We start from the raw sequence: 23,475 nt of genomic DNA, 5'->3' as shown, positions 1-23,475 counted from the left end.
CCCTTATTTTTGTACTACGATATTTTCCTGCGAAGGATCAACATGCTGTAATTGCAGTTTTTCCGTTGCGATCCGTTCAACCCGGCTGTGATCGCCGAGCGCGTTTTCTTCAAGGATCAGATTTCGCCATTCAATATCCAGCGCATCGCGTTCCAGTACCATCTGTTCGCGCTGCGCAGTTAACAAACGGGTATGGTGAGCGGTGGTTACCACCATGACTGCCGTCACAATGATGCAAATGAACAAGCAGAGTGGCAGCTTCCCAAACCGCAAAAGATCGTCGCCGATCACGCCAGGCAAGGCATGGCGCTCGTTGCTTCCTAACGATCCCTTAACTTTGCTTAGGGTCTCTGTCACTCTGCTGATCATGCGTTCGTCCTCTCTGCAATACGCAGCACTGAACTACGGGCACGTGGATTCTCTGCCACCTCTTCTTCGCCCGGCATCAACTTGCCTAATGCTCGCAACTGACGGCCTCCCAGCTTTCTGAGTTGTTCTTCCGTCATCGGCAGCCCAGCTGGAACCTGCGGACCGCGGCTCTGTTCACGCATAAAGCGCTTAACGATGCGATCTTCCAGCGAATGGAAGCTGATGATGGATAACCGCCCACCCGGGGCCAGCACGTCGAGCGAGCTTTTTAGCGCCAGCTCTATTTCCTCCAGTTCACTGTTTACCCAGATACGAACCGCCTGGAAGGTACGGGTCGCAGGATGTTTGTGCTTGTCCTTCACTGGCGTTGCCGCCGCGATGACTTCTGCCAGCTCTTTGGTACGGGTCATTGGCTCAACGCGGTTGCGCTCCACGATGGCGCGCGCAATACGTTTGCCAAAGCGTTCTTCGCCGAAGGTTTTGATCACCCAGGCAATATCCGCTTCGTCAGCAGTTTGTAACCACTCGGCGGCAGACTGGCCGCGGGTGGGGTCCATACGCATATCCAGCGGACCGTCGCGCATAAAGGAGAAGCCGCGTTCTGCATCATCAAGCTGTGGTGAAGAGACGCCAAGATCGAGGAGGATCCCGTCGATTTTGCCGGTCAGGCCGCGCTCGGCGACATAATCCGCAAGCGCAGAGAAAGGTCCATGCACGATGGAAAAGCGAGGGTCATCGATGGTTTGCGCAACGGCAATCGCCTGCGGATCGCGGTCAATTGCCAGCAGGCGCCCTTCCGCTCCAAGCTGAGAGAGGATCAAACGCGAGTGGCCACCGCGACCAAAAGTGCCATCAATATAGATGCCATCTGGACGAATATTCAGGCCGTTAACGGCCTCATCCAGCAGCACCGTTGTATGTTTATAATTTTCCATCATATTTATAGAGACAAGTCCTGCAGCCGTTCCGATAATGTTGCGGAATCAGACTGCTCAGCGTCGATATCTTCCTTGACCTGTTGATACCAGGTCGTTTCGTCCCACAGTTCAAACTTGTTGAACTGCCCGACCAGCATCACTTCTTTAGTCAGACCGGCATGTTGCCGCAACACAGGCGCAATCAATAATCGCCCGGCGCTATCCATCTGACATTCACTGGCATGTCCCAATAACAACCGCTGTACGCGGCGTTCCTGCGGGTTCATGCTCGACAGTCGCGACAGCTTTTGCTCAATGATTTCCCATTCAGGCAAAGGATAAAGCAGCAGGCAGGGGGAGTTGATGTCAATGGTGCAAACCAGTTGACCCGAAGCGTTCTCAATCAGCTGGTCACGGTATCGGGTTGGTACCGATAAACGCCCTTTGCTGTCGAGATTGACTAACGTTGCTCCACGGAACATGCCAGCCTCACCCCTCCTCACCACTTTAACCCACAAATTCCCACCTGAAGGAGTTTACGGAGCGAGGGAAAAGCTTGTCAAGCCAGGACTCTCTCTGTACGGACCCGAAAGCATCCTATTTACAGAGCAAGAGTGACCTGGCTAATAACTAAACAACTGGCGAGGCAAAATTAACGTTATGAATATTTGTAAGAAAAAAACCGAATATGCACACGAGCGTTAAGACTCACTCAATATCATCGCAGGGAAATATAAAGTGTCAGTTTGCGACGCGGGCAGCATTTTAAGGCATATCGCCGGGGGATAACAGCACCAGTTTAATCCCGAGGCAATATGGATTCGTTCGTGTGCATTGAGGCCTGGAGGGAGAGTGAAAAATGGCTGAATATTCATCGGCTGGCGCCTGTTTGTAACAAAACAATACAAAGAAATGTCAGTCAAAAATTTATAATTGTGCTTTTTAACACCAAAATGGATTCAGAAAAATAGCAGGCTATGAATCTTAGAGATAAATCCTAATTTTTATCCGGGAATTATTTATCGCAATAAATTCGCCGCAAAAGGGGCAGTTATACCGCCCCTGTGGAAATATTAATGGCGGCTCAAAATTCCGCGCCGATAGAGATTACGTTTGATACGCGTAAGCCCGGGTTTCGGCTTGCGGGGTTCATCCAGGCTTGCCAGAACAATCTCCAGCACGCGCTCGGCGACGTCGCGGTGACGCTGAGCCACCGCCAGCACTGGACATTGCAGGAAGTCGAGCAGTTCGTTATCACCGAAGGTAGCAATCGCCAGATCGGATGGCAGCTTGCCATCGCGACGTAACGTCACGTCCATCACTCCCTGCAACAGAGCAAACGAGGTGGTAAACAACGCCTGCGGCATCGGGTGCGTTTCCAGCCATTTCTCGAACAGCTGGGCAGCCGCTTCGCGCTCATAACTGTTGGCATAGAGATAATGAACGTCACGCGGATCGTCTTTCCATGCCGTACGGAACCCTTGTTCACGCAGGAAGCTTACCGAAAGTTCAGGCAAAGCGCCAAGATACAGCACCGTTTCAGCCGGGAAGGTACGCAGCTCGGCAGCCAGCATTTCTGCATCGTCCTGATCGGCACCCACGACGCTGGTGAAATGTTCACGATCGAGCGCACGATCCAGCGCCACTATCGGGAACGGATCGTTCGCCCAGCGCTGATAGAACGGATGCTCGGGTGGTAAAGAGGTCGACACGATGATGGCATCAACCTGACGTTGCAGCAGATGCTCAATGCAGCGCATCTCGTTGTCGGGCTGATCCTCGGAGCAGGCAATCAACAGCTGATAGCCCCGCTGACGAGCCTGACGTTCCAGATAGTTGGCGATGCGGGTATAGCTGGTGTTTTCCAGGTCCGGGATCACCAGGCCAATAGAGCGGGTGCGCCCGGCACGTAAACCTGCGGCGACAGCATTCGGATGGTAATTATGCTCACGAACGACTGCCATCACTTTCTCAACGGTCTTATCGCTGACACGATACTGCTTTGCTTTACCGTTAATCACATAGCTGGCCGTGGTTCTCGACACGCCGGCGAGCCGGGCGATTTCATCCAGTTTCACAATTGCCCCTCAAAAAAAGAAAAGAGTCCATGGCCCTGTCAAGGTTATGGTTAAATATTTTAACATCTAAACGCAGAATAGCCTTCACGGCAACCGCTTTTGTCTGCGTTGTCGGCGGATTACGCAAAAAAAAGCCCGGCTTTGGCTACCGGGCTGAAAGAGGCGAACCTATTGCGCTACTCACGCATGATTTTATCGCCGCGCGAGAGGCCAACAACGCCAGAGCGCGCAACTTCAACAATTTTTGCCACATCCCTGACAGAGGCCAGGAAAGCGTCCAGCTTATCGCTCGTTCCGGCAAGCTGGACAGTATATATAGAAGGCGTGACGTCAATAATCTGCCCACGGAAAATATCCGTGTTGCGCTTGACCTCTTCACGGCCGTAACCGCTGGCCTGAATTTTCACCAGCATCACTTCACGTTCGACGTAAGCCCCCTGCCCCAGCTCGCTGACGCGCAGTACGTCCACCAGCTTGTGCAATTGCTTTTCGATCTGCTCAAGCACTTTCGCATCGCCGACAGTCTGGATCGTCATGCGCGAGAGCGTAGGGTCATCGGTCGGTGCGACGGTCAGGCTTTCAATGTTATAGCCGCGCTGGGCAAAAAGCCCAATAACCCGCGACAGTGCGCCCGACTCATTTTCCAGTAATACAGATAATATCCGGCGCATATCAGGTTCTCTCCGTTTTGCTTAACCACATTTCATCCATACCACCGCCACGAATATGCATCGGATAAACGTGCTCTGTGCCATCGACGATAACGTCCATGAAGACGAGGCGATTGTTTTTAACGTGCTCAAGCGCTTCGCCGAGCTTCGCTTCCAGCTCTGACGGATCGGTTACCCGCATGCCAATATGACCATAGGCTTCAGCCAGACGGACAAAGTCCGGAAGTGATTTCATATAGGACTGGGAGTGACGGCCCGAATAAATCATATCCTGCCACTGTTTTACCATGCCGAGGTAACCGTTATTCAGGTTCAGCACCAGCACTGGCAGTTCATATTGCAGCGCAGTGGAAAGTTCCTGAATATTCATCTGTATACTGCCGTCACCCGTTACGCAAATAACCGTTTCGTTTGGCAACGCCAGCTTTACCCCCAGCGCGGCGGGCAAACCAAAGCCCATCGTGCCGAGCCCGCCTGAGTTGATCCAGCGACGCGGTTTATCAAACGGGTAATACAGCGCAGCAAACATCTGATGCTGGCCCACGTCAGAAGTGACATACGCATCGCCATTGGTCAGACGCCAGATCGTCTCGATCACCGCCTGCGGTTTGATGTTCTCACTTTGCGTGTCGTATTTAAGGCACTGACGGCCACGCCATTGCTCGATTTGTTGCCACCAGTCGCGGATCTCGTCCAGCGGTTGAGAGGCGGTCTCCTGCGCCAGCAGATCCAACATTTGATCCAGCACCTGTCGTGCGTCTCCCACGATCGGCACATCCGCCGGCACCGTTTTAGAGATAGAAGTAGGATCGATATCAATGTGCAGCACCGTCGCATTCGGGCAGTATTTCGCCAGGTTGTTCGTGGTGCGATCGTCAAAACGCACGCCGACGGCAAAAATCACGTCAGAATTGTGCATCGTCATATTGGCTTCGTAGGTGCCGTGCATACCCAGCATGCCCAGCGCCTGCCGATGCGTGGCAGGGAATGCCCCCAGCCCCATCAGTGATGACGCGACAGGAAGATTGAGCCTCTCGATCAGTTCGCGTAGTTGCGTTTCGCAGGCTGCATTGACGGCGCCGCCCCCCACATAGACCACCGGTTTTTTCGCAGACAGCAGCGTTTGAAGCGCACGTTTAATCTGTCCTTTGTGCCCTTGCGTGGTCGGATTATACGAACGCATGCTCACCGACTCAGGCCAAAGGTAAGGCAGTTTATTCGCCGGATTGAGAATATCTTTTGGCAGATCGACAACCACTGGCCCAGGACGACCGCTGGCGGCCAGCCAGAAGGCTTTTTTCAGTACGCCCGGGATATCTTCAGTTTGTTTAACCAGAAAGCTGTGCTTCACCACGGGGCGTGAGATCCCCACCATGTCGCACTCCTGAAACGCATCATAGCCAATCAGCGACGTCGCCACCTGTCCGGAAAGAATGACCAGTGGAATAGAGTCCATATACGCAGTCGCTATGCCGGTAATGGCATTGGTCGCCCCCGGCCCGGAAGTGACCAGCACAACACCCACTTCGCCCGTGGCGCGGGCCAGGCCGTCAGCCATATGCACAGCAGCCTGTTCATGACGAACCAGAACATGATCAATACCGCCTACCGTGTGCAGCGCGTCATAAATATCGAGAACCGCGCCTCCGGGATAGCCGAACACTTGTTTCACGCCCTGATCGATAAGCGATCGGACGACCATTTCCGCGCCAGACAACATCTCCATGCTTTGCCTCCAGGCTTTTGTTATAGACGGTCTACAGAATTCATTTCCGCGCCGTCTTCTGACAGGGTAAACCCATCTTATAATGTGCAGAGTGATGGATACCTTAACCGCTCGTTATGAGGCAGGCAATTAGCAAACGGGATGCGGGAATGAGCAATAAAAGCAGAAAAAACAGCTGACAGACACGAATATGGTGAATTCGTCTGGTATGAGTGGAGACAATAATAATTCATCTCTTAAAAAGAGGATGGATCAGGAAATCATCTATTTTTGAGCATGCATAAGTAACTGAAAAAACGAACACAGAACATAATATCGCCAGTTTTAAAAATCGCAGAATAAACCGCATGACGCCATGCGGTTTATTCACCAGAACCTAGCGACGGCAAATATTGATCAGCAGCTCTTCCATCCACTGATGCCCTTTATCCCGACCCGCAGCCTCATGCCAGGAAAGATAACAGGTACGGCTATTAAGCTTGAGCGGCAGAGGTAAAATTTGCAGATTAAGTGAATCGGAGAACTCTTCAGCAAGCCAGCGCGGCGCAATAGCGACTAACTGCGTCTGAGAAACGACATTTAATACACTGACCATGGCCATTCCCTGATAAGCCACGCTGGCTTGTTTATCGGCGGTGTCATACCACGGCTGACTGAATGAGGCATATCTGTCAAGAGCAACAACGGCGTGTTGCTCACTGTAAACATCGCTTTCACGCAGCGGCGAATTCATACGGGGATGTTTTTTACTGGCGACTAACACCATTTCGTCTTTGAACAACGGAACACAGGCAAACTCTGGACGGCGGAACTCTTCGTATCCCAGAACAAACTCTGTTTCCTGATAACGAAGCTGGTGTTCAGTGTTTTGATTTAATGATGATTTAAAAACGAGATGAATATTTGGGGCGATCTGTTCAACTTTATTATATATAACAGACGTCAAATAATTATCTAACGGACTGCAAACACAGAGATGGAAAACCCGCTCACTGCTTAAGGGTTCAAAGCCCGAACCGGGAAGTTCATTTTGAACTAGCTGTAGCGCCTGACGAATCGAACCGAATAGCTGGAATGCACGCGCTGTGGGCTGAATCCCCCTCCCATAACGAACGAATAACTCGTCGTTAAACATCACCTTAAGTCTGGCTACGGCATTACTCACGGCAGGCTGAGACATTCCCAGAGATTGCGCTGCTCGCGTAATATTCTGCTCCTGCATCACTGCATCGAATACAGTTAACAAGTTAAGATCCACTGTGCGTAACTGAGGCTTAACCCCATCATAAGTCTGTGGTTGGTTAATATTATTTTCTGGCATTTCTGACTCCACCGTCACGCTAAATTCCCTTTGCCCAGGTACAGTAATAACTTCGAAAAATATGATTTACCATGCATATACAACAAGCGAAAGGAAATTATTTAAAATTCGGAATATATAAAGAGCCCCATTCACCGAGCGGCTTTACGCACCCCATAAATGAAGAGTTAAAAATCGTTCAAAAGATATCTCAAACTTTATTGTGAGCATGAAACCATAAACCAGACAAATACACAATCAACGCTCTCATTAATAATGACTTAAGCGTTATTAAACTATTAATAGTATACAACGCATATTCATTAACAAATTGATATCAACTTTGATAACTTACTTACCCGTAAATCATTCATGAAGTTTATAAATCAATGATATGAAACACATTCCATTTCATAGCATGTTGGTGAAAATAGTATGTTCAATTGCTACCAATTATATTCAAATTATTCCAGAGATGAATCCCCAGTCCAATAATAGACAATAAAATCGGTTAGCCACGCAAAAACCAGCACAATTAGCTAATGTATTCTCCCTGCGCTGGGTCTCCGTTTTGTCCGGGAGGGGTTGACATGAGTCGGCGTATCCAGTACCACTAAAAGCATATCGCATTCACCTGGAGCAGGATTCATGATTCGCACCCTTCGTTTCACCGGTCTACTACTACTAAACGCATCCACTGTGCGCGGTAGACTGGCGGGCGAAATTCAGCGTTGAATCGTCTTCAGTAAAACTAAAAACCCGCGCCACTGCGCGGGTTTTTTTATGCTCGTAGCAAGGCGCCCTAAGACTGACAAGGACCTAACCCATGAGCCAGCAAGTCGTTATTTTCGATACTACTTTACGTGACGGTGAACAGGCATTACAGGCGAGCCTGAGTGTTAAAGAAAAACTGCAAATTGCGCTGGCCCTGGAACGCATGGGTGTAGACGTAATGGAGGTCGGTTTTCCTGTCTCCTCGCCGGGTGATTTTGAGTCAGTGCAGACCATCGCCCGCACCATCAAAAACAGCCGCGTGTGCGCTCTGGCTCGCTGCGTTGAGAAAGATATCGATGTGGCCGCGGAATCCCTGAAAGTTGCAGAAGCTTTCCGTATCCATACTTTTATTGCCACCTCCCCCATGCACATTGCAACCAAGTTGCGCAGCACGCTGGATGAAGTGATCGAACGTGCGGTGTATATGGTTAAACGGGCGCGTAACTACACTGACGACGTGGAATTTTCCTGTGAAGATGCAGGCCGCACGCCGATTGACGATTTGGCCCGTGTAGTGGAAGCCGCTATTAATGCCGGAGCCAGAACCATCAACATCCCGGATACCGTCGGCTACACCATGCCGTTTGAGTTTGCCAACATCATTACTGGTCTGTATGACCGCGTACCAAATATTGATAAAGCCATTATCTCTGTACACACCCACGATGACCTGGGTCTGGCCGTTGGCAATGCTATCGCGGCGGTGCACGCCGGCGCGCGTCAGGTAGAAGGCGCGATGAACGGCATCGGCGAACGCGCAGGCAACTGTTCGCTGGAAGAAGTGATCATGGCGATCAAAGTGCGCAAAGACATCATGGACGTGCACACACGCATCAATCACAACGAAATCTGGCGCACCAGCCAGACCGTCAGCCAGATTTGCAACATGCCGATCCCAGCCAACAAAGCGATTGTCGGTACGGGCGCGTTCGCTCACTCTTCCGGTATCCACCAGGATGGGGTGCTGAAGAACCGTGAAAACTACGAAATCATGACTCCGGAATCCATCGGTCTGAACCAGGTTCAGTTGAACCTGACCTCACGCTCTGGTCGCGCGGCAGTGAAGCACCGTATGGAAGAGATGGGCTACAAGGACAGCGATTACAACATGGATCAGCTGTACGACGCCTTCCTGAAGCTGGCGGACAAGAAGGGCCAGGTGTTCGATTACGATCTGGAAGCGCTGGCATTCATCAACAAACAGCAGGAAGAGCCAGAGCACTTCCGTCTGGACTACTTCAACGTCCAGTCCGGCTCAAGCGACATCGCCACCGCCTCCGTTAAGCTGGCCTGCGGGGATGAAATTAAAGCGGAAGCCGCCAACGGCAACGGCCCTGTGGATGCCATTTACCAGGCGATTAACCGCGTCACTGAGTACGACGTAGAGCTGGTGAAATACGACCTGACGGCTAAAGGGCACGGTAAAGACGCCCTGGGTCAGGTGGATATCGTCGTCAATTATAACGGTCGCCGCTTCCACGGTGTGGGTCTGGCGACAGATATCGTCGAATCCTCCGCGAAAGCGATGGTGCATGTCCTGAACAACATCTGGCGCGCCGCCGAAGTCGAAAAAGAGTTGCAACGCAAAGCTCAGAATAAAGAGAACAACAAGGAAACCGTGTGATGTCGAAGAATTACCATATTGCTGTGTTGCCGGGTGACGGTATTGGCCCGGAAGTGATGGCACAGGCGCTGAAAGTACTGGAAGCCGTTCGTTCGCGTTTTGCGATGAAAATTACCACCAGCCACTACGATGTGGGCGGTATTGCGATTGATAACCACGGTACGCCATTGCCGAAAGCCACTGTGGAAGGCTGTGAAAATGCCGATGCCGTGCTGTTTGGCTCCGTGGGCGGCCCTAAGTGGGAACATTTGCCGCCAGCAGAGCAGCCGGAGCGCGGTGCGCTGCTGCCGCTGCGTAAACATTTCAAACTGTTCAGCAACCTGCGTCCGGCGAAGCTGTACCCGGGGCTGGAAGAGTTCTGCCCGCTGCGCGCGGATATCGCGGCCAACGGTTTCGACATTCTCTGCGTGCGTGAGCTGACCGGCGGCATCTACTTCGGTCAGCCAAAAGGTCGCGAAGGCAGCGGTCAGCATGAGAAAGCGTTTGATACCGAGGTCTATCACCGTTTTGAAATTGAACGTATCGCCCATATCGCGTTTGAGTCAGCGCGCAAACGCCGCCGTAAAGTGACCTCTATTGATAAAGCGAACGTGCTCCAGTCTTCCATTTTGTGGCGCGAAATCGTCAGTGAAGTCGCTAAGCAGTACCCGGACGTTGCGCTGTCGCATATGTATATCGACAACGCAACGATGCAGCTGATCAAAGATCCGTCTCAGTTTGACGTGTTGCTGTGCTCCAACCTGTTCGGCGATATTCTCTCGGATGAATGCGCCATGATCACTGGCTCCATGGGAATGCTGCCCTCCGCCAGCCTGAACGAAGAAGGCTTTGGCCTGTACGAACCGGCGGGGGGCTCCGCGCCGGATATCGCAGGCAAAAACATCGCCAACCCGATTGCGCAGATCCTCTCCCTGGCTCTGCTGCTGCGCTACAGCCTGGATACAGGCGATGCAGCAACCGCAATTGAAAACGCCATTAACCGGGCGTTAGAAGAAGGCGTCCGTACCGGTGATTTAGCACGCGGCACGGCGGCAGTCAGTACCGATGAAATGGGCGACATCATTGCCCGCTATGTCGCTGAAGGGGTGTAATCATGGCTAAGACGTTATATGAGAAGTTGTTTGATGCGCACGTTGTTTACGAGACGCCAGACGAAACCCCACTGTTGTACATCGACCGTCATCTGGTACACGAAGTGACGTCTCCTCAGGCATTTGACGGCCTGCGTGCGCACAAGCGCCCGGTGCGTCAGCCGGGTAAAACCTTTGCCACGATGGATCACAACGTTTCCACCCAGACCAAAGACATTAATGCATCTGGCGAGATGGCACGTATCCAGATGCAGGAGCTGATTAAGAACTGTAACGAGTTTGGCGTGGAGCTGTACGATCTGAACCACCCCTATCAGGGCATCGTCCACGTAATGGGACCTGAACAGGGTATTACTCTGCCGGGCATGACCATTGTCTGCGGCGACTCCCACACCGCGACGCACGGCGCATTTGGCGCCCTGGCGTTCGGGATTGGCACCTCTGAAGTGGAACACGTTCTGGCGACGCAGACCCTGAAGCAGGGCCGCGCCAAAACCATGAAGATTGAAGTGAAGGGGAAAGCCGCGCCGGGTATCACCGCGAAAGATATCGTGCTGGCGATTATCGGCAAAACCGGCAGTGCAGGTGGTACCGGTCACGTCGTTGAGTTCTGCGGCGACGCTATCCAGGCGCTGAGCATGGAAGGTCGTATGACCCTGTGCAACATGGCCATTGAGATGGGTGCCAAAGCAGGCCTGGTGGCCCCAGACGACACCACCTTCAACTATGTGAAGGGGCGTCTTCATGCGCCGAAAGGACAGGATTTTGACGACGCGGTAGCGTACTGGAAAACCCTGAAAACGGACGAGGGGGCAATTTTTGATACCGTTGTGACGTTGCAGGCGGAAGAGATCGCCCCGCAAGTCACCTGGGGCACCAACCCGGGCCAGGTCATTTCCGTCAACGACAGCATTCCTGACCCGGCTTCCTTCGCCGATCCGGTCGAGCGCGCGAGTGCGGAAAAGGCGCTGGCTTACATGGGGTTGAAACCCGGCGTACCGCTGACCGACGTGAGCATTGATAAAGTGTTCATCGGCTCCTGCACTAACTCCCGTATCGAAGATTTACGCGCTGCGGCAGAAATTGCAAAAGGCCGCAAAGTGGCACCGGGCGTGCAGGCGCTGGTTGTGCCGGGCTCCGGTCCGGTGAAAGCCCAGGCGGAAGCGGAAGGTCTGGATAAGATCTTTATCGAAGCAGGCTTCGAGTGGCGCCTGCCCGGCTGCTCCATGTGTCTGGCGATGAACAACGACCGCCTGAATCCGGGCGAGCGCTGTGCCTCCACCAGCAACCGTAACTTTGAAGGCCGTCAGGGCCGCGGTGGGCGCACCCACCTGGTCAGCCCGGCAATGGCCGCCGCTGCGGCAGTCACCGGTCATTTCGCCGATATTCGCAGCCTGAAATAAGGAGACAATCATGGCAGAGAAATTTACCCAACATACGGGCCGTGTTGTCCCGCTGGACGCCGCTAACGTCGATACTGACGCGATCATTCCTAAACAGTTTTTGCAGAAAGTGACGCGCACGGGTTTTGGGGCGCATCTGTTCAACGACTGGCGCTTCCTCGACGATAAAGGCGAAGTGCCGAACCCGGAGTTCGTCCTGAACTTTCCGCAATACAAAGGCGCCTCCATTTTGCTGGCGCGGGAAAACTTTGGCTGCGGATCGTCGCGTGAACACGCGCCATGGGCATTGACCGACTACGGTTTTAAAGTGGTTATCGCCCCAAGCTTCGCGGATATCTTCTACGGCAACAGCTTCAACAACCAGCTGCTGCCGGTGACGCTGAGTGACGAACAGGTCGATGAACTGTTTGCGCTGGTGCAGGCAAATCCGGGGATGTCGTTTGAAGTGGATCTGGAAGCAGAAGTGGTGAAAGCCGGTGACAAGACCTACAGCTTTAGCATTGATGCGTTCCGTCGCCACTGCATGCTGAACGGTCTGGATAGCATTGGCCTGACGCTGCAACACGAAGAGGCTATCTCCGCCTACGAGAAAAAACAGCCTGCGTTTATGGGCTAAAGGCAATGGCCCGCAGGGCGCGGGCCATTGATAAGGGTGCGTTGAGGCGTAACCACTCTGGAGAGGCGGGGAAAAACCCCGCCAATACCGCTAACGTTTTGCTTCGTAAGCCAACACTGCCGCCAGCTCTGTTTTCTCCTGTCTGAAGTGCAGCTCACACAGCGAGTCACGCACCATCCAGGTGAAGATCAACAACGTCGTACGGATCAGAAACAAACCTAACAGCAGAGTACGTTTTGGCATTCCAGCCTCCTTATTGCTTTTCGGCAATGAAGAGACTAACCTCGCAATGTTGGTTGTGAAGTTGGTCTCCCCATCAGTTTTTTTGATGTGGGACTCTCCACTGTTTGCCTCTTGCGAAAGCCTGAGGCAAACAGCCTCAAGCACCCGTCACGCACTCTATGCGCCTTCTCTGCTCCTGTCAGAAAATCGTTTCATTTCGTGAAGCCGCCTTCCAGAATCAAACGTCTTTAACCCGGCACGTTAATACAAGCGTGATGACCGAAATCGCTGCGATCACCCAGTACACGGATGCATGTCCATAGCTTTGCGACAGCGCCCCCTGAATCACCCCTGCCAGAATCACGCCGGTAGAGATACTGTTAGTAAACAGCGTGGTCGCGGAGCCTGCTCGCCCCGGCATTAAATCCTGGAACCAGAGCATGCCGATCCCGGCAACGATTCCGATAAATACCGCGTTAAATAGCTGTAACGCCAGCAAAGCTTCACGCGAATGGAAAAGGATTAACCCCGCGTAGAACACTACCCCAGCCGCCACGGCGACGACCATCATCCGACGCTTTCCGAAACGTTTTACGTAGTAACCCGCCAGAATCATCGCCGGGATCTCCAGCCCGGCAGCGGTGCCCATCAGGATCCCCGCGAGCTTGTCGGGCAGTCCCAGATCGCTGCTGATCCACAGCGGCATATCGATAATGTACATGGTGTTGCAGGTCCACATCAGCGTGGAGGCGATAAACAACATGCGGACGTTTTTATCCTGCCAGCCGCTTACCTGGGTGATGGGCTTGTCCGTCACCTGCTCTACGCGCGCCACCGATGGCAGCACAAAGGCTATCAGCGCCAGGCTGATGGCAAAAATTCCCGCGGCGATGGTGAACATGACGGTGAAACCGTAGTTCAGCGCCAGCATGAACGCCAGCGGGGGGCCGATGACCCATGCGAGAGAGAGCTGCGCACGCATCACCGAGCTGAACATCACCACTTCCCGCGCCGAGTTGTCGGCGTACTCCCGGGCCAGGGCGAAGAGCTGCGGCATGGCGGTGTTCGCCAGAGAGGCCAACAGCACGCCACAGGTGATAAGCGTCAGGTAGTGACGATTAAAGGCAAACAGCAACGCGTTGCCCACGGCCATGGCGCAACAAAAGAGGATCAGCTTGCGGCGATCGCCCTGGCTGTCGGATCGTTTCGCCAGCCACAGGCTGACGAGGATCCCGGCAATGGCGTTGACGGTGTAGAACAGGCCTACCCAAAATGGCTGCGCCCCAACCTCACGGCTGAGAAACAGGCTCAGCGTCGGCGCCTGTAGCGCACCGGCCACGCCCATCATGAAGGCCACCAGCATAAAAGCGGCGTACACGCCGTTCAGGCGTCGCCCCATCGTCATCAACCAGAGCATGCGCAAGTCCTTGTGAAAGCGAATCGAAATTGGGTGAAATAGTAAACGAAAAAAGCCAGCAAAAACATTTTGCTGGCGGGTGATTAGCACCAATACTCAGTCACACATGATCGAGGCGAGTTAGCGAGAAGAGGTCGGTTTCGTAACGTCCCACTGCATCAGATCTTCCAGTATTCTCAGCCGCTGCTCTGCGCACTGGCGGGCCAGCCAGGACACTCCCTTTGTCGCTGAAAAATAGTGCTGATAAAACTGACGTGCGGTAGACCTCTTCATAATTTACCTCCTCGCTTCATCGATAAGGATTATTGGCTTAATATAGGGATTAATAAATTGCTGATTTTTTGTCAGGAGTTCCTCTTTTATGCCTTCTGGTCGTCTGCAACAACAATTTATCCGCCTCTGGCAGTGCTGCGAGGGGCAATCGCAGGAGACCACGCTGAACGAGCTGGCTGAGCTCCTCAACTGCTCCCGGCGTCATATGCGTACCCTCCTTAACACCATGCAGCAGCAGGGCTGGCTAAACTGGGAGGCCGAAGCCGGACGCGGTAAGCGCTCGCGCCTGACTTTCCTCTATACCGGCCTGGCGTTGCAGCAACAGCGGGCGGAGGATCTGCTGGAGCAAGACCGCATCGATCAGCTGGTCCAGCTGGTGGGCGACAAAGCCGCCGTGCGCCAGATGCTGGTCTCGCATCTGGGACGCAGCTTTCGTCAGGGACGCCACATTCTGCGAGTGCTTTACTATCGCCCAATGAAAAATCTGTTGCCCGGTACGGCGTTACGTCGCTCTGAAACCCACATGGCCCGGCAGATTTTTAGCGGTCTGACGCGGATAAATGAGGAAAACGGGGAACTGGAAGCGGATATTGCCCATCACTGGCAACAGGTGTCTCCGTTGCACTGGCGCTTCTTTTTACGTCCCGGCATTCATTTCCACCATGGACGCGAGCTGGAGATGCGCGACGTTATCGATTCCTTAGAGCGCGCCCGCACGCTGCCGCTCTATTCGCATATCGCGCGGATCCACTCCCCCACGGCCTGGACCCTGGATATTGAGCTATCGCAGCCGGACAAATGGCTTCCGTGGCTTCTGGGCTACGTACCCTCGATGATCCTGCCTGCCGAGTGGCGATCCCTGAACAATTTTTCCAGCCAGCCGATTGGTACGGGCCCCTACTCCGTTTCACGGAACAACAGTAATCAGCTGAAGATCCGCGCCTTTGATGATTACTTTGGCTATAGGGCGCTGATCGACGAAGTCAACGTCTGGGTACTACCGGATCTCAACGAAGAGCTGAGCGCAGGCCTGACGCTGGAAGGGCCAACAGCCGGTGAAAAGGCGTTCGAAAGCCGCCTGGAGGAGGGCTGCTACTACCTGCTCTTCGATAGCCGCAGCCATCGCGGGGCGAATCACGACGTACGCAGGTGGATCAGCCATGTTCTGGCGCCCGCTAACCTGATTTATCACGCAGAGGAGCAATACCAGACCTGGTGGTTCCCGGCCTATGGCCTGCTTCCGCGCTGGCACCATGCGCAGCCAGTACGCAGTGAAAAACCTGCCGGACTGGAGACCATCACCCTCAGCTACTATCGCGATCACATTGAACACCGGTTTATCGCAAGGATCATGAGTAAGCTGCTGGCAGCCGAGGGCGTGACGCTGGCGATACAGGAAGTGGACTATGATGAATGGCACCGTGGAGATGTTATCAGCGATATCTGGCTCAACAGTGCGAACTTCACGCTGCCGCTTGATTTTTCGCTCTTCTCTCACCTGTATGAAGTGCCCCTGATTCAGCACTGTATCAATCGGGACTGGCAGCGAGACGCCGCACGGTGGCGGGCAGGAGAAATGGATCTGGCCGCCTGGTGTCAGGAGCTGCTGGCCGGGCAGACGATCGTACCGTTGATTCACCACTGGCTGCTGATCCAAGGGCAGCGCAGCATGCGCGGCCTGCGAATGAATACCCTGGGCTGGTTTGATTTTAAATCCGCGTGGTTTGCGCCGCCGGAGCCATAACGCTTTCGTAATATTCACCAAATCATTACAATAGCGCCGTTCTCAACGGGGTGCTGCATCACTGATGTGCGCTGAGATAATACCCGTCGAACCTGATCCGGATAACGCCGGCGAAGGGATTTGAGGCTGTCTCTCAAAATCCTTTGCCACTCAACCCTGAGGTGCAAAGTGTTAAAAAACGTTCTTCCTCTGCTGGCGCTGTTTGCGCTGCCTGTTTTTGCTAAGCCTGTCCTGACGGTCTACACCTACGACTCCTTCTCCGCCGACTGGGGCCCCGGCCCGGCGGTGAAAAAAGCCTTTGAAGCCGACTGCAACTGCGAGCTGAAATTCGTGGCACTGGAAGATGGTGTCTCTCTGCTTAACCGGCTGCGTATGGAAGGCAAAAACAGCAAAGCCGACGTGGTGCTCGGGCTGGATAACAACCTGCTGCAAGCCGCCACTCAAACCAGACTGTTCGCCAAGAGCGGCGTGGCGGCAGATGCCGTCAACGTGCCGGGCGGCTGGAAAAACGACACCTTCGTACCCTTTGATTACGGTTACTTTGCGTTTGTCTACGATAAAAACAAGCTGAAAAATCCGCCTAAAAGCCTGAAAGAGCTGGTCGAAAGCGATCAGAAGTGGCGCGTGATTTATGAAGATCCGCGCACCAGCACGCCGGGTCTGGGGCTGCTGTTGTGGATGCAGAAAGTCTATGGCAACAAAACGCCTGAGGCGTGGCAGAAACTGGCTGCGAAAACCGTTACCGTCACCAAAGGCTGGAGCGAAGCCTACGGCCTGTTCCTGAAAGGCGAAAGCGACCTTGTGCTGAGCTACACGACTTCTCCGGCCTACCACATTATCGCCGAGAAGAAAGACAACTACGCCGCCGCGAACTTTGCTGAAGGACATTATTTGCAGGTGGAAGTGGCCGCCCGCACCGCCGCGAGCAAACAGCCGGAGCTCGCCGAGAAATTCCTGAAGTTTATGGTTTCACCGGCATTCCAGAATGCTATTCCGACAGGAAACTGGATGTACCCGGTCACTGATGTTGCGCTGCCGGCAGGTTTTGAGCAGCTGAACAAACCGCAAACCTCCCTGGAATTTACGCCGCAGCAGGTTGCCACCCAGCGCGCCGCATGGATAAGTGAATGGCAACGCGCCGTCAGCCGCTGATCCCCGGCTGGTTAGTTCCCGGGCTGCTCGCCGCTATACTGATGGTGGTCGTCAGCCTGGGTGCATTCCTTGCGCTGTGGTTTAACGCGCCAGAGAGCGATCTGCTCGCGCTCTGGCACGATAGCTATCTCTGGCACGTCATCCGTTTCTCCTTCTGGCAGGCGTTTCTCTCCGCGCTGCTGTCGACGCTCCCGGCCATTTTCCTCGCGCGCGCCCTCTATCGCAGACGTTTCCCCGGCAGGCTTGCCCTGCTGCGGCTGTGCGCGATGACGCTGATCCTGCCCGTGCTGGTGGCGGTGTTCGGCATTCTGAGCGTCTATGGTCGGCAGGGATGGCTGGCATTCCTTTTCAACCTGCTTGGTCTGGAATGGACCTTCTCGCCATACGGCCTGAAAGGCATTCTGCTGGCGCATATTTTTTTCAATATGCCGATGGCCACGCGCCTCTTTTTACAGGCGCTGGAAAACATTCCCGGTGAGCAGCGTCAGATTGCCGCCCAGCTTGGCATGCGCGGCTGGTCGTTCTTCCGCTTTGTCGAATGGCCGTGGCTGCGACGCCAGATTGCCCCGGTTGCCGCGCTAATCTTTATGCTCTGCTTCGCCAGCTTCGCGACCGTACTTTCTCTCGGCGGCGGGCCGCAGGCCACCACCATTGAGCTGGCGATCTATCAGGCTTTAAGTTACGACTACGATCCGGGCCGCGCCGCGCTGCTGGCGATCGTGCAGATGGTATGCTGTCTGGCACTGGTGTTACTCAGCCAGAGGCTAAGCAAAACGATCCCCACAGGAAGCAATAACATGACAGGCTGGCGCGATCCGCAGGACTGCCTGTATAGCCGCGTCGCGGATTTTATGCTGATCGCACTGGCACTCCTGCTTTTGCTGCCCCCGCTGCTGGCCGTTATCGTTGATGGACTGAATCGCAATGTGTTGTCGGTACTGCAACAACCTGTCCTGTGGCAAGCGACGTGGACCTCCTTGCGCATTGCGCTGGCAGCCGGGCTACTGTGCGTGATCCTGACCATGATGCTGCTCTGGAGCAGCCGCGAGCTGTACGCGCGTCATGCCCGTAAAGCCGGACACGCGCTGGAACTGACGGGTATGCTGATCCTGGCGATGCCGGGCATTGTGCTGGCGACCGGATTCTTTTTACTGTTCAACAGCACCCTCGGCCTGCCGGAAAGCGCCGACGGCATCGTCATTTTTACCAACGCACTGATGGCCATCCCTTACGCGCTCAAGGTGCTGGAAAACCCGATGCGCGACGTCAACAGCCGCTACAGCTTGCTGTGTCAGTCGCTGGGCATGCAGGGCTGGCAGCGTCTGAAGGTGGTAGAATTGCGCGCACTGAAACGTCCGCTCGCCCAGGCGCTGGCGTTTGCCTGCGTGCTGTCGATTGGCGATTTTGGCGTAGTGGCGCTCTTCGGCAACGAGGATTTCCGCACGCTGCCGTTCTGGCTTTATCAGCAAATTGGCTCCTATCGTAGCCAGGATGGCGCCGTCACGGCGCTGCTCCTGTTGCTGCTGTGCTTTGCGTTATTTACCGTTATCGAAAAACTTCCGGGGCGTGATGTTAAAACTGACTGATGTAACCTGGCTTTATGAGCACCTGCCAATGCGTTTTACCCTCTCCGTTCGTCAGGGAGAGCGAATCGCAGTGCTTGGCCCCAGCGGGGCCGGAAAAAGTACCCTGCTCAATCTGATTGCCGGTTTTTTGCAGCCAGCCAGCGGGTCGATCGTCATTGATAATGGCGAGTATACCTACGCTCCGCCGGCTAAGCGCCCGGTGTCGATGCTGTTTCAGGAAAACAATCTGTTCAATCATCTTACGGTCTGGCAGAACATCGCGCTGGGTATGGATCCGGGGTTAAAGCTCAGTGCTGCGCAGCGTCAGACGCTGGAGGCGATCGCCGAACAAATGGGCCTGTCTGCGTTTATCAACAGACTTCCGGGGGAGCTTTCCGGCGGCCAGCGCCAGCGCGTGGCGCTGGCACGCTGTCTGGTGCGCGAGCAGCCGCTGCTGCTGCTCGACGAACCCTTTTCGGCGCTCGACCCGGCCCTGCGCCAGGAGATGCTCTCGCTGGTTGAGGAGGTGTGCGAGCGCGAACAACTGACGATGCTGATGGTTTCGCACAGCATTGAAGATGCCGCACGCATCGCGCCGCGATCGGTGGTGATCGCGGAGGGACGTATTTTGTGGGATGGAGAAACAGAAGAACTTCTGAGTGGTAACGCAGGGGCATCTTCATTGTTGGGTATTCGTGCGGTCTGATGCCCTCACCCTGGCCCTCTCCCACGGGGAGAGGGAAAACACCTTAACGGCTCACCACCTTCAACAGGATCTCGCCGTACACCGGCATCAGCGGGTGGCGGATTAGCGCCACCAGCGCTACCACCGCCACGCCGAGCGTAAGTGGGGCCAGCCAGAGCAGGCGCGTGCGCGGGAGATAGCGGGTCAGGCGATCGACGCTCGCTTTCGCGCTGCGCCACAGGCGCCAGCAGAGCCAAACCGCCAGCCACAGCAGCACCGCCGTACCCAGCAGCAGCCATTTAAACTCACCGCTTTGCATACCGTCAGGAATATCAATCGCCGCGCCCGCCAGGATACCCGGCAGGAAGTAGAACGGCGGCCAGAAGACGCAGCCGATGATATTCGGCACCACAAACTTCGCGACGGGCAGATCCAGCATCCCGGCCACCATCGGCACCAGTGGACGCGTTGGCCCAACGAAGCGCCCCACGAGGATGGTGAACATGCTGTGCTGGTGCAGCGCGTGCTCGGTTTTATCCAGCAGCGCTTTGTTTTTTTTCATGAACGACCAGCGGTGTAGCGGCTTCTTAAAGCGCCAGCCCAGCCAGAAGGAGATCCAGTCCCCCAGCAAACAGCCGATAATACCGGCCATCCACGCCTGCCAGAAATTGACCTCGCCGCTGCCGATAAGCGCCCCAAGCCCCGCCATCATCACGGTGCCGGGCAGGATCAGCCCGACCAGCGCCAGCGACTCCAGAAACGCCACCAGCGCCACGGCGATGAGCGAATACATAACGGACTGGGTAATAAAATGTTCCAGCAATGCCTGCATAACTATTCCGGTCAGAAAACGAATCAGCGATTCTGCTTAGCGCCCTGCACCGCGTCAAGGCATCAATTGTCTGAATAGTTTACAAGATGCGCCTGAAGTTCACCTGAATGTTTACCGATTATTCACATCCCGCACGGAATTCGCTCGGGCTGGCACCGGTGCACTTCTTAAACACGCGAGAGAAATAGAGCTGATCTTCAAAGCCGACGTTACGCCCGACGGTGGCGATAGGCATTCGGGTGGTGCTGAGCAGCAGTTTCGCCTGGCTGATGCGCTGATCCTCGCGCCAGCTGAGTACGCTCACGCCAAGCTGCTGGCGGAACAGATGCGACAGCCGTGACGGCGACAGGCACACATGCTGGGCGACGCTGGCAATATCAAACTGGCTGTCGGCAAGGTGGTCGCTAATGTACTGGCAGGCGTCGCGGACGCGGTTGTCCAGCGGCGGATTAAGCGACTCGTTGATGGCCTCCATGCGGCGCAGCAGCACCTGTTCAAGCAGATTGATGGCCAGCAGTTCGGCGTAGCGCCCTCCCGCCTGCCCTGCCTCAATAATCTGTGCGAACAGCTCACGGAACTGCGCCAGATGCGCCTCATCCGGGCGATAAAAACCGGTTTGCGCGAAAATGGCCGGCCACGAGAGCCACTCCTGCCAGTAGGCGCGCGGACGGAAATAGACCCACTGGTGATACCACTCTTTGGCATCCGGGTGGCGTCCGTAGTGGTGGATCTCCCCCGGCGGGAACAGCAGCATATCACCAGGGCGGCAGATAAACTGCCGATCGCCGTTTTTAATCACCCCTTCCCCGCGAACGGTCAGGTTCAGAATATACCCTTTCATTCCGAGCGGTCGATCGACGTAGAAATCGAGATACCCCTCGGCCTCAATGGGCGTCAGCCCCGCCACCAGATGGGCGTTAAATGAGTATCCCGGCAGCAGGGGATCGTTTTGCGGTTCGGCCATAGATTCAGTTCTCCCAAGGGTCCTGAAGGAAACCAATTGTCCATATCGATAAAAGCAGTATAAAAATGGCCCGCGAAAAGATCCAAAAAGCATCACGCCTCTTTTACGTCCGCCATGTTTCAGCCTTTTCCCCTGATTTCTCCGCCAGCACGGGCGGATAAGCAGTAACAAAAGTGTCTATAAGTACGGCAGAAATGTCCACATTGAATATTTGCACGGCGTCACACTTTCAATCGTAACAGCAATTTAGTCCATAAGATTAGCGGATCCTGCCTGACGATCTTTGTCCCCAGTCTCTAATGTTCTTCCATACCTGTTTTGGATGGAGCAACACCATGGCAATTGCAATTGGCCTCGATTTTGGCAGCGACTCAGTTCGCGCGCTGGCAGTGGACTGTACGACTGGCCAGGAAATAGCAACCAGCGTTGAGTGGTATCCGCGCTGGCAAGAGGGGCGCTACTGCGATGCGCCGAACAACCAGTTCCGTCACCACCCGCGCGATTACATTGAATCAATGGAAGCGGCGATCAAAACCGTGCTGGCGGAGCTGACGGATGCCCAGCGGGCCGACGTCGTGGGGATTGGCGTCGACAGTACCGGTTCAACGCCAGCCCCGGTTGATGCAGAAGGCCGCGTACTGGCGCTTCGCCCGGAGTTTGCCGATAACCCGAACGCCATGTTTGTGCTGTGGAAAGACCATACCGCCGTGGAAGAGGCGGAAGCCATCACCCGCTTATGCCACCAGCCGGGCAAAACCGACTACTCGCGCTACATCGGCGGGATCTACTCCAGCGAATGGTTCTGGGCAAAAATCCTGCACGTTACCCGCGCGGACGCGTCGGTCGCACAGGCAGCGGCGTCATGGATTGAGCTGTGCGACTGGGTTCCCGCTCTGCTTTCCGGCACCACTCGCCCGCAGGCTATTCGCCGTGGCCGTTGCAGCGCCGGGCATAAATCGCTGTGGCATGAAAGCTGGGGTGGTCTGCCTCCGGCAGCGTTCTTCGATGAACTCGACCCGATCATCAACAAAAACCTGACATACCCGCTGTTTACCGACACCTTCACCGCCGATATTCCGGTCGGCATGCTCTGCGAGGAGTGGGCGAAACGCCTCGGTCTGCCGCAAAACGTGACCATTTCCGGCGGCGCGTTCGACTGCCATATGGGCGCCGTGGGCGCGGGTGCGCAGCCTAACACGCTGGTGAAAGTGATTGGCACCTCCACCTGCGACATTCTGACGGCGGATAAAACGACCGTTGGCGACCGCGCGGTGAAGGGTATCTGCGGTCAGGTTGACGGCAGCGTGGTGCCTGATTTTATCGGCCTCGAAGCGGGTCAGTCCGCGTTTGGCGATATCTACGCCTGGTTTGGCCGGGTGCTCGGCTGGCCGCTGGATCAGCTGGCGGCCGCGCATCCTGAACTGAAAAACCAGATTACCACGAGCAAAAAACAGCTCCTGCCGCAGCTCACCGAAGCCTGGGCAAAAAATCCGTCTCTCGATCACCTGCCGGTGGTGCTGGACTGGTTCAACGGCCGTCGTACGCCGTTTGCCAACCAGCGTCTGAAAGGGGTGATTACCGATCTCAACCTGGCGACCGACGCGCCCGCGCTGTTTGGCGGCCTGATCGCCGCCACCGCGTTCGGCGCGCGCGCCATCATGGAGTGCTTCACCGGGCAGGGCATTGACGTGAACAACGTGATGGCTTTGGGCGGTATCGCCCGTAAAAACCCGGTGATCATGCAGGCCTGCTGCGACGTGCTCAACCGTCCGCTGCAAATTGTGGCCTCCGATCAGTGCTGTGCGCTGGGCGCAGCGATTTTCGCTGCCGTGGCCGCAGGCGTCCATGCGGATATCCCGACCGCGCAACAGCATATGGCGAGCGCCGTCGAAAGTACGCTTCAGCCGCAGGCTCAGCAGGCACAACGCTTTGAACAGCTTTATCAGCGCTACCAGCAATGGGCAAAAAGCGCCGAACTTCACTATCTCCCTGTCGCCGCCCCGGCCAAAAGTACCGCGGACACTACGGCAACCCTGACACATTAAGGACACG

22 protein-coding genes and 1 riboswitch are annotated in these 23,475 nt (G+C 55.0%); of the genes, 10 read left to right on the top strand and 12 right to left on the bottom strand.

The window, feature by feature from the left end; genetic code table 11:
* Positions 1 to 3 precede the first annotated feature (3 nt).
* The 7 genes from ftsL to leuO form a co-directional block, all read right to left on the bottom strand.
* Positions 4 to 369 (bottom strand): cell division protein FtsL, encoded by a 366-nt coding sequence (ftsL, locus tag IM282_RS05710; RefSeq protein WP_003856363.1) that lies wholly within the window; start codon positions 367 to 369, stop codon positions 4 to 6.
* A complete protein-coding gene (gene rsmH, locus IM282_RS05705) occupies positions 366 to 1,307 on the bottom strand; it encodes a 16S rRNA (cytosine(1402)-N(4))-methyltransferase RsmH (protein ID WP_003856366.1) in 942 nt (313 codons plus the stop codon). The genes ftsL and rsmH overlap by 4 nt, the downstream gene beginning before the upstream one ends.
* A 2-nt stretch (positions 1,308 to 1,309) precedes the next feature.
* On the bottom strand, positions 1,310 to 1,768 hold the full coding sequence (gene mraZ, locus IM282_RS05700; RefSeq protein ID WP_014830641.1) for a division/cell wall cluster transcriptional repressor MraZ: 459 nt from the start codon (positions 1,766 to 1,768) through the stop codon (positions 1,310 to 1,312).
* Positions 1,769 to 2,359: 591 nt separating this feature from the next.
* Positions 2,360 to 3,364, bottom strand: a complete 1,005-nt coding sequence (cra, locus tag IM282_RS05695) for a catabolite repressor/activator (protein ID WP_003856369.1) — start codon at positions 3,362 to 3,364, stop codon at positions 2,360 to 2,362.
* Positions 3,365 to 3,540: 176 nt separating this feature from the next.
* Positions 3,541 to 4,035 carry an acetolactate synthase small subunit gene (gene ilvN, locus IM282_RS05690; protein ID WP_001252742.1) on the bottom strand — a complete coding sequence of 165 codons (495 nt, stop codon included), beginning with the start codon at positions 4,033 to 4,035 and terminating at the stop codon, positions 3,541 to 3,543.
* A 1-nt stretch (position 4,036) separates the two neighbouring features.
* A complete protein-coding gene (gene ilvI, locus IM282_RS05685; protein WP_038415330.1) occupies positions 4,037 to 5,761 on the bottom strand; it encodes an acetolactate synthase 3 large subunit in 1,725 nt (574 codons plus the stop codon).
* 376 nt (positions 5,762 to 6,137) lie between these two features.
* Complete coding sequence (gene leuO / locus IM282_RS05680; protein ID WP_022647036.1) at positions 6,138 to 7,082, bottom strand: transcriptional regulator LeuO; 945 nt, start codon at positions 7,080 to 7,082, stop codon at positions 6,138 to 6,140.
* A gap of 627 nt (positions 7,083 to 7,709) precedes the next feature.
* Between leuO and leuL the strand changes: the two genes are divergently transcribed.
* The 5 genes from leuL to leuD all read left to right on the top strand — a co-directional run bounded on the left by leuL (position 7,710) and on the right by leuD (position 12,569).
* Positions 7,710 to 7,796: a leu operon leader peptide gene (leuL, locus tag IM282_RS22005; RefSeq protein ID WP_057979999.1), complete on the top strand. Its 87-nt coding sequence runs from the start codon at positions 7,710 to 7,712 to the stop codon at positions 7,794 to 7,796.
* 91 nt (positions 7,797 to 7,887) lie between these two features.
* The gene (gene leuA / locus IM282_RS05670) at positions 7,888 to 9,459 is read left to right on the top strand and encodes a 2-isopropylmalate synthase (protein ID WP_022647035.1); all 1,572 of its coding nucleotides are present in this window, start codon (positions 7,888 to 7,890) and stop codon (positions 9,457 to 9,459) included.
* Positions 9,459 to 10,550 carry a 3-isopropylmalate dehydrogenase gene (gene leuB / locus IM282_RS05665; RefSeq protein ID WP_023305434.1) on the top strand — a complete coding sequence of 364 codons (1,092 nt, stop codon included), beginning with the start codon at positions 9,459 to 9,461 and terminating at the stop codon, positions 10,548 to 10,550. The genes leuA and leuB overlap by 1 nt, the downstream gene beginning before the upstream one ends.
* 2 nt (positions 10,551 to 10,552) lie before the next feature.
* Positions 10,553 to 11,953, top strand: coding sequence for a 3-isopropylmalate dehydratase large subunit (gene leuC, locus IM282_RS05660; protein WP_022647033.1), 1,401 nt, complete (start codon positions 10,553 to 10,555; stop codon positions 11,951 to 11,953).
* A gap of 10 nt (positions 11,954 to 11,963) precedes the next feature.
* Complete coding sequence (gene leuD, locus IM282_RS05655) at positions 11,964 to 12,569, top strand: 3-isopropylmalate dehydratase small subunit (RefSeq protein WP_045622483.1); 606 nt, start codon at positions 11,964 to 11,966, stop codon at positions 12,567 to 12,569.
* Between the two features lie 90 nt (positions 12,570 to 12,659).
* Here the strand turns inward: leuD and IM282_RS05650 are convergent, their stop codons facing one another.
* The 3 genes from IM282_RS05650 to sgrT form a co-directional block, all read right to left on the bottom strand.
* A complete protein-coding gene (locus IM282_RS05650; protein ID WP_048966484.1) occupies positions 12,660 to 12,812 on the bottom strand; it encodes a Hok/Gef family protein in 153 nt (50 codons plus the stop codon).
* A gap of 217 nt (positions 12,813 to 13,029) precedes the next feature.
* Positions 13,030 to 14,208, bottom strand: coding sequence for a sugar efflux transporter (locus tag IM282_RS05645; protein ID WP_022647031.1), 1,179 nt, complete (start codon positions 14,206 to 14,208; stop codon positions 13,030 to 13,032).
* A gap of 120 nt (positions 14,209 to 14,328) precedes the next feature.
* On the bottom strand, positions 14,329 to 14,481 hold the full coding sequence (gene sgrT / locus IM282_RS05640) for a glucose uptake inhibitor SgrT (protein WP_003856388.1): 153 nt from the start codon (positions 14,479 to 14,481) through the stop codon (positions 14,329 to 14,331).
* An 88-nt stretch (positions 14,482 to 14,569) separates the two neighbouring features.
* Here sgrT and sgrR point away from each other — a divergent pair, with 88 nt between their 5' ends.
* The 4 genes from sgrR to thiQ all read left to right on the top strand — a co-directional run bounded on the left by sgrR (position 14,570) and on the right by thiQ (position 19,648).
* Entirely contained in the window at positions 14,570 to 16,225 is a 1,656-nt protein-coding gene (sgrR, locus tag IM282_RS05635) for an HTH-type transcriptional regulator SgrR (protein WP_022647030.1), read from the top strand.
* A gap of 36 nt (positions 16,226 to 16,261) precedes the next feature.
* Positions 16,262 to 16,362, top strand: a riboswitch (TPP riboswitch).
* A gap of 31 nt (positions 16,363 to 16,393) precedes the next feature.
* Positions 16,394 to 17,377: a thiamine ABC transporter substrate binding subunit gene (thiB, locus tag IM282_RS05630; RefSeq protein ID WP_023299313.1), complete on the top strand. Its 984-nt coding sequence runs from the start codon at positions 16,394 to 16,396 to the stop codon at positions 17,375 to 17,377.
* Positions 17,353 to 18,963 (top strand): thiamine/thiamine pyrophosphate ABC transporter permease ThiP, encoded by a 1,611-nt coding sequence (gene thiP, locus IM282_RS05625; RefSeq protein WP_046619880.1) that lies wholly within the window; start codon positions 17,353 to 17,355, stop codon positions 18,961 to 18,963. Before thiB ends, thiP begins: the two co-directional genes overlap by 25 nt.
* Positions 18,947 to 19,648, top strand: coding sequence for a thiamine ABC transporter ATP-binding protein ThiQ (gene thiQ, locus IM282_RS05620; RefSeq protein WP_045308058.1), 702 nt, complete (start codon positions 18,947 to 18,949; stop codon positions 19,646 to 19,648). The genes thiP and thiQ overlap by 17 nt, the downstream gene beginning before the upstream one ends.
* A 43-nt stretch (positions 19,649 to 19,691) precedes the next feature.
* On the opposite strand, the gene IM282_RS05615 is transcribed toward thiQ, so the two are convergent.
* Complete coding sequence (locus tag IM282_RS05615) at positions 19,692 to 20,459, bottom strand: DedA family protein (RefSeq protein WP_017383796.1); 768 nt, start codon at positions 20,457 to 20,459, stop codon at positions 19,692 to 19,694.
* Between the two features lie 118 nt (positions 20,460 to 20,577).
* Entirely contained in the window at positions 20,578 to 21,423 is an 846-nt protein-coding gene (gene araC / locus IM282_RS05610) for an arabinose operon transcriptional regulator AraC (RefSeq protein WP_032625458.1), read from the bottom strand.
* Between the two features lie 335 nt (positions 21,424 to 21,758).
* Here araC and araB point away from each other — a divergent pair, with 335 nt between their 5' ends.
* On the top strand, positions 21,759 to 23,468 hold the full coding sequence (gene araB, locus IM282_RS05605; protein ID WP_192970219.1) for a ribulokinase: 1,710 nt from the start codon (positions 21,759 to 21,761) through the stop codon (positions 23,466 to 23,468).
* Positions 23,469 to 23,475 lie beyond the last annotated feature (7 nt).

The sequence above is a fragment of the Enterobacter cloacae complex sp. P29RS genome, assembly GCF_014893445.1.
GTDB lineage: Bacteria > Pseudomonadota > Gammaproteobacteria > Enterobacterales > Enterobacteriaceae > Enterobacter > Enterobacter intestinihominis.
The sequence above is the reverse complement of the archived record's forward strand: the minus strand, read 5'-3'. Positions and strand labels throughout refer to the sequence as shown.

Bases quoted from the DNA above. Each gene is read 5' to 3' on its own strand.
- thiQ (WP_045308058.1), top strand. From the start codon at position 18,947: ATGTTAAAACTGACTGATGTAACCTGGCTTTATGAGCACCTGCCAATG.
- IM282_RS05650 (WP_048966484.1), bottom strand. From the start codon at position 12,812: ATGCCAAAACGTACTCTGCTGTTAGGTTTGTTTCTGATCCGTACGACG.
- ilvI (WP_038415330.1), bottom strand. From the start codon at position 5,761: ATGGAGATGTTGTCTGGCGCGGAAATGGTCGTCCGATCGCTTATCGAT.
- leuC (WP_022647033.1), top strand. From the start codon at position 10,553: ATGGCTAAGACGTTATATGAGAAGTTGTTTGATGCGCACGTTGTTTAC.
- rsmH (WP_003856366.1), bottom strand. From the start codon at position 1,307: ATGATGGAAAATTATAAACATACAACGGTGCTGCTGGATGAGGCCGTT.
- IM282_RS05645 (WP_022647031.1), bottom strand. From the start codon at position 14,208: ATGCTCTGGTTGATGACGATGGGGCGACGCCTGAACGGCGTGTACGCC.
- mraZ (WP_014830641.1), bottom strand. From the start codon at position 1,768: ATGTTCCGTGGAGCAACGTTAGTCAATCTCGACAGCAAAGGGCGTTTA.
- araB (WP_192970219.1), top strand. From the start codon at position 21,759: ATGGCAATTGCAATTGGCCTCGATTTTGGCAGCGACTCAGTTCGCGCG.
- ftsL (WP_003856363.1), bottom strand. From the start codon at position 369: ATGATCAGCAGAGTGACAGAGACCCTAAGCAAAGTTAAGGGATCGTTA.
- leuB (WP_023305434.1), top strand. From the start codon at position 9,459: ATGTCGAAGAATTACCATATTGCTGTGTTGCCGGGTGACGGTATTGGC.
- leuO (WP_022647036.1), bottom strand. From the start codon at position 7,082: ATGCCAGAAAATAATATTAACCAACCACAGACTTATGATGGGGTTAAG.
- araC (WP_032625458.1), bottom strand. From the start codon at position 21,423: ATGGCCGAACCGCAAAACGATCCCCTGCTGCCGGGATACTCATTTAAC.
- thiP (WP_046619880.1), top strand. From the start codon at position 17,353: ATGGCAACGCGCCGTCAGCCGCTGATCCCCGGCTGGTTAGTTCCCGGG.
- IM282_RS05615 (WP_017383796.1), bottom strand. From the start codon at position 20,459: ATGCAGGCATTGCTGGAACATTTTATTACCCAGTCCGTTATGTATTCG.
- leuD (WP_045622483.1), top strand. From the start codon at position 11,964: ATGGCAGAGAAATTTACCCAACATACGGGCCGTGTTGTCCCGCTGGAC.
- sgrT (WP_003856388.1), bottom strand. From the start codon at position 14,481: ATGAAGAGGTCTACCGCACGTCAGTTTTATCAGCACTATTTTTCAGCG.
- leuL (WP_057979999.1), top strand. From the start codon at position 7,710: ATGATTCGCACCCTTCGTTTCACCGGTCTACTACTACTAAACGCATCC.
- ilvN (WP_001252742.1), bottom strand. From the start codon at position 4,035: ATGCGCCGGATATTATCTGTATTACTGGAAAATGAGTCGGGCGCACTG.
- leuA (WP_022647035.1), top strand. From the start codon at position 7,888: ATGAGCCAGCAAGTCGTTATTTTCGATACTACTTTACGTGACGGTGAA.
- sgrR (WP_022647030.1), top strand. From the start codon at position 14,570: ATGCCTTCTGGTCGTCTGCAACAACAATTTATCCGCCTCTGGCAGTGC.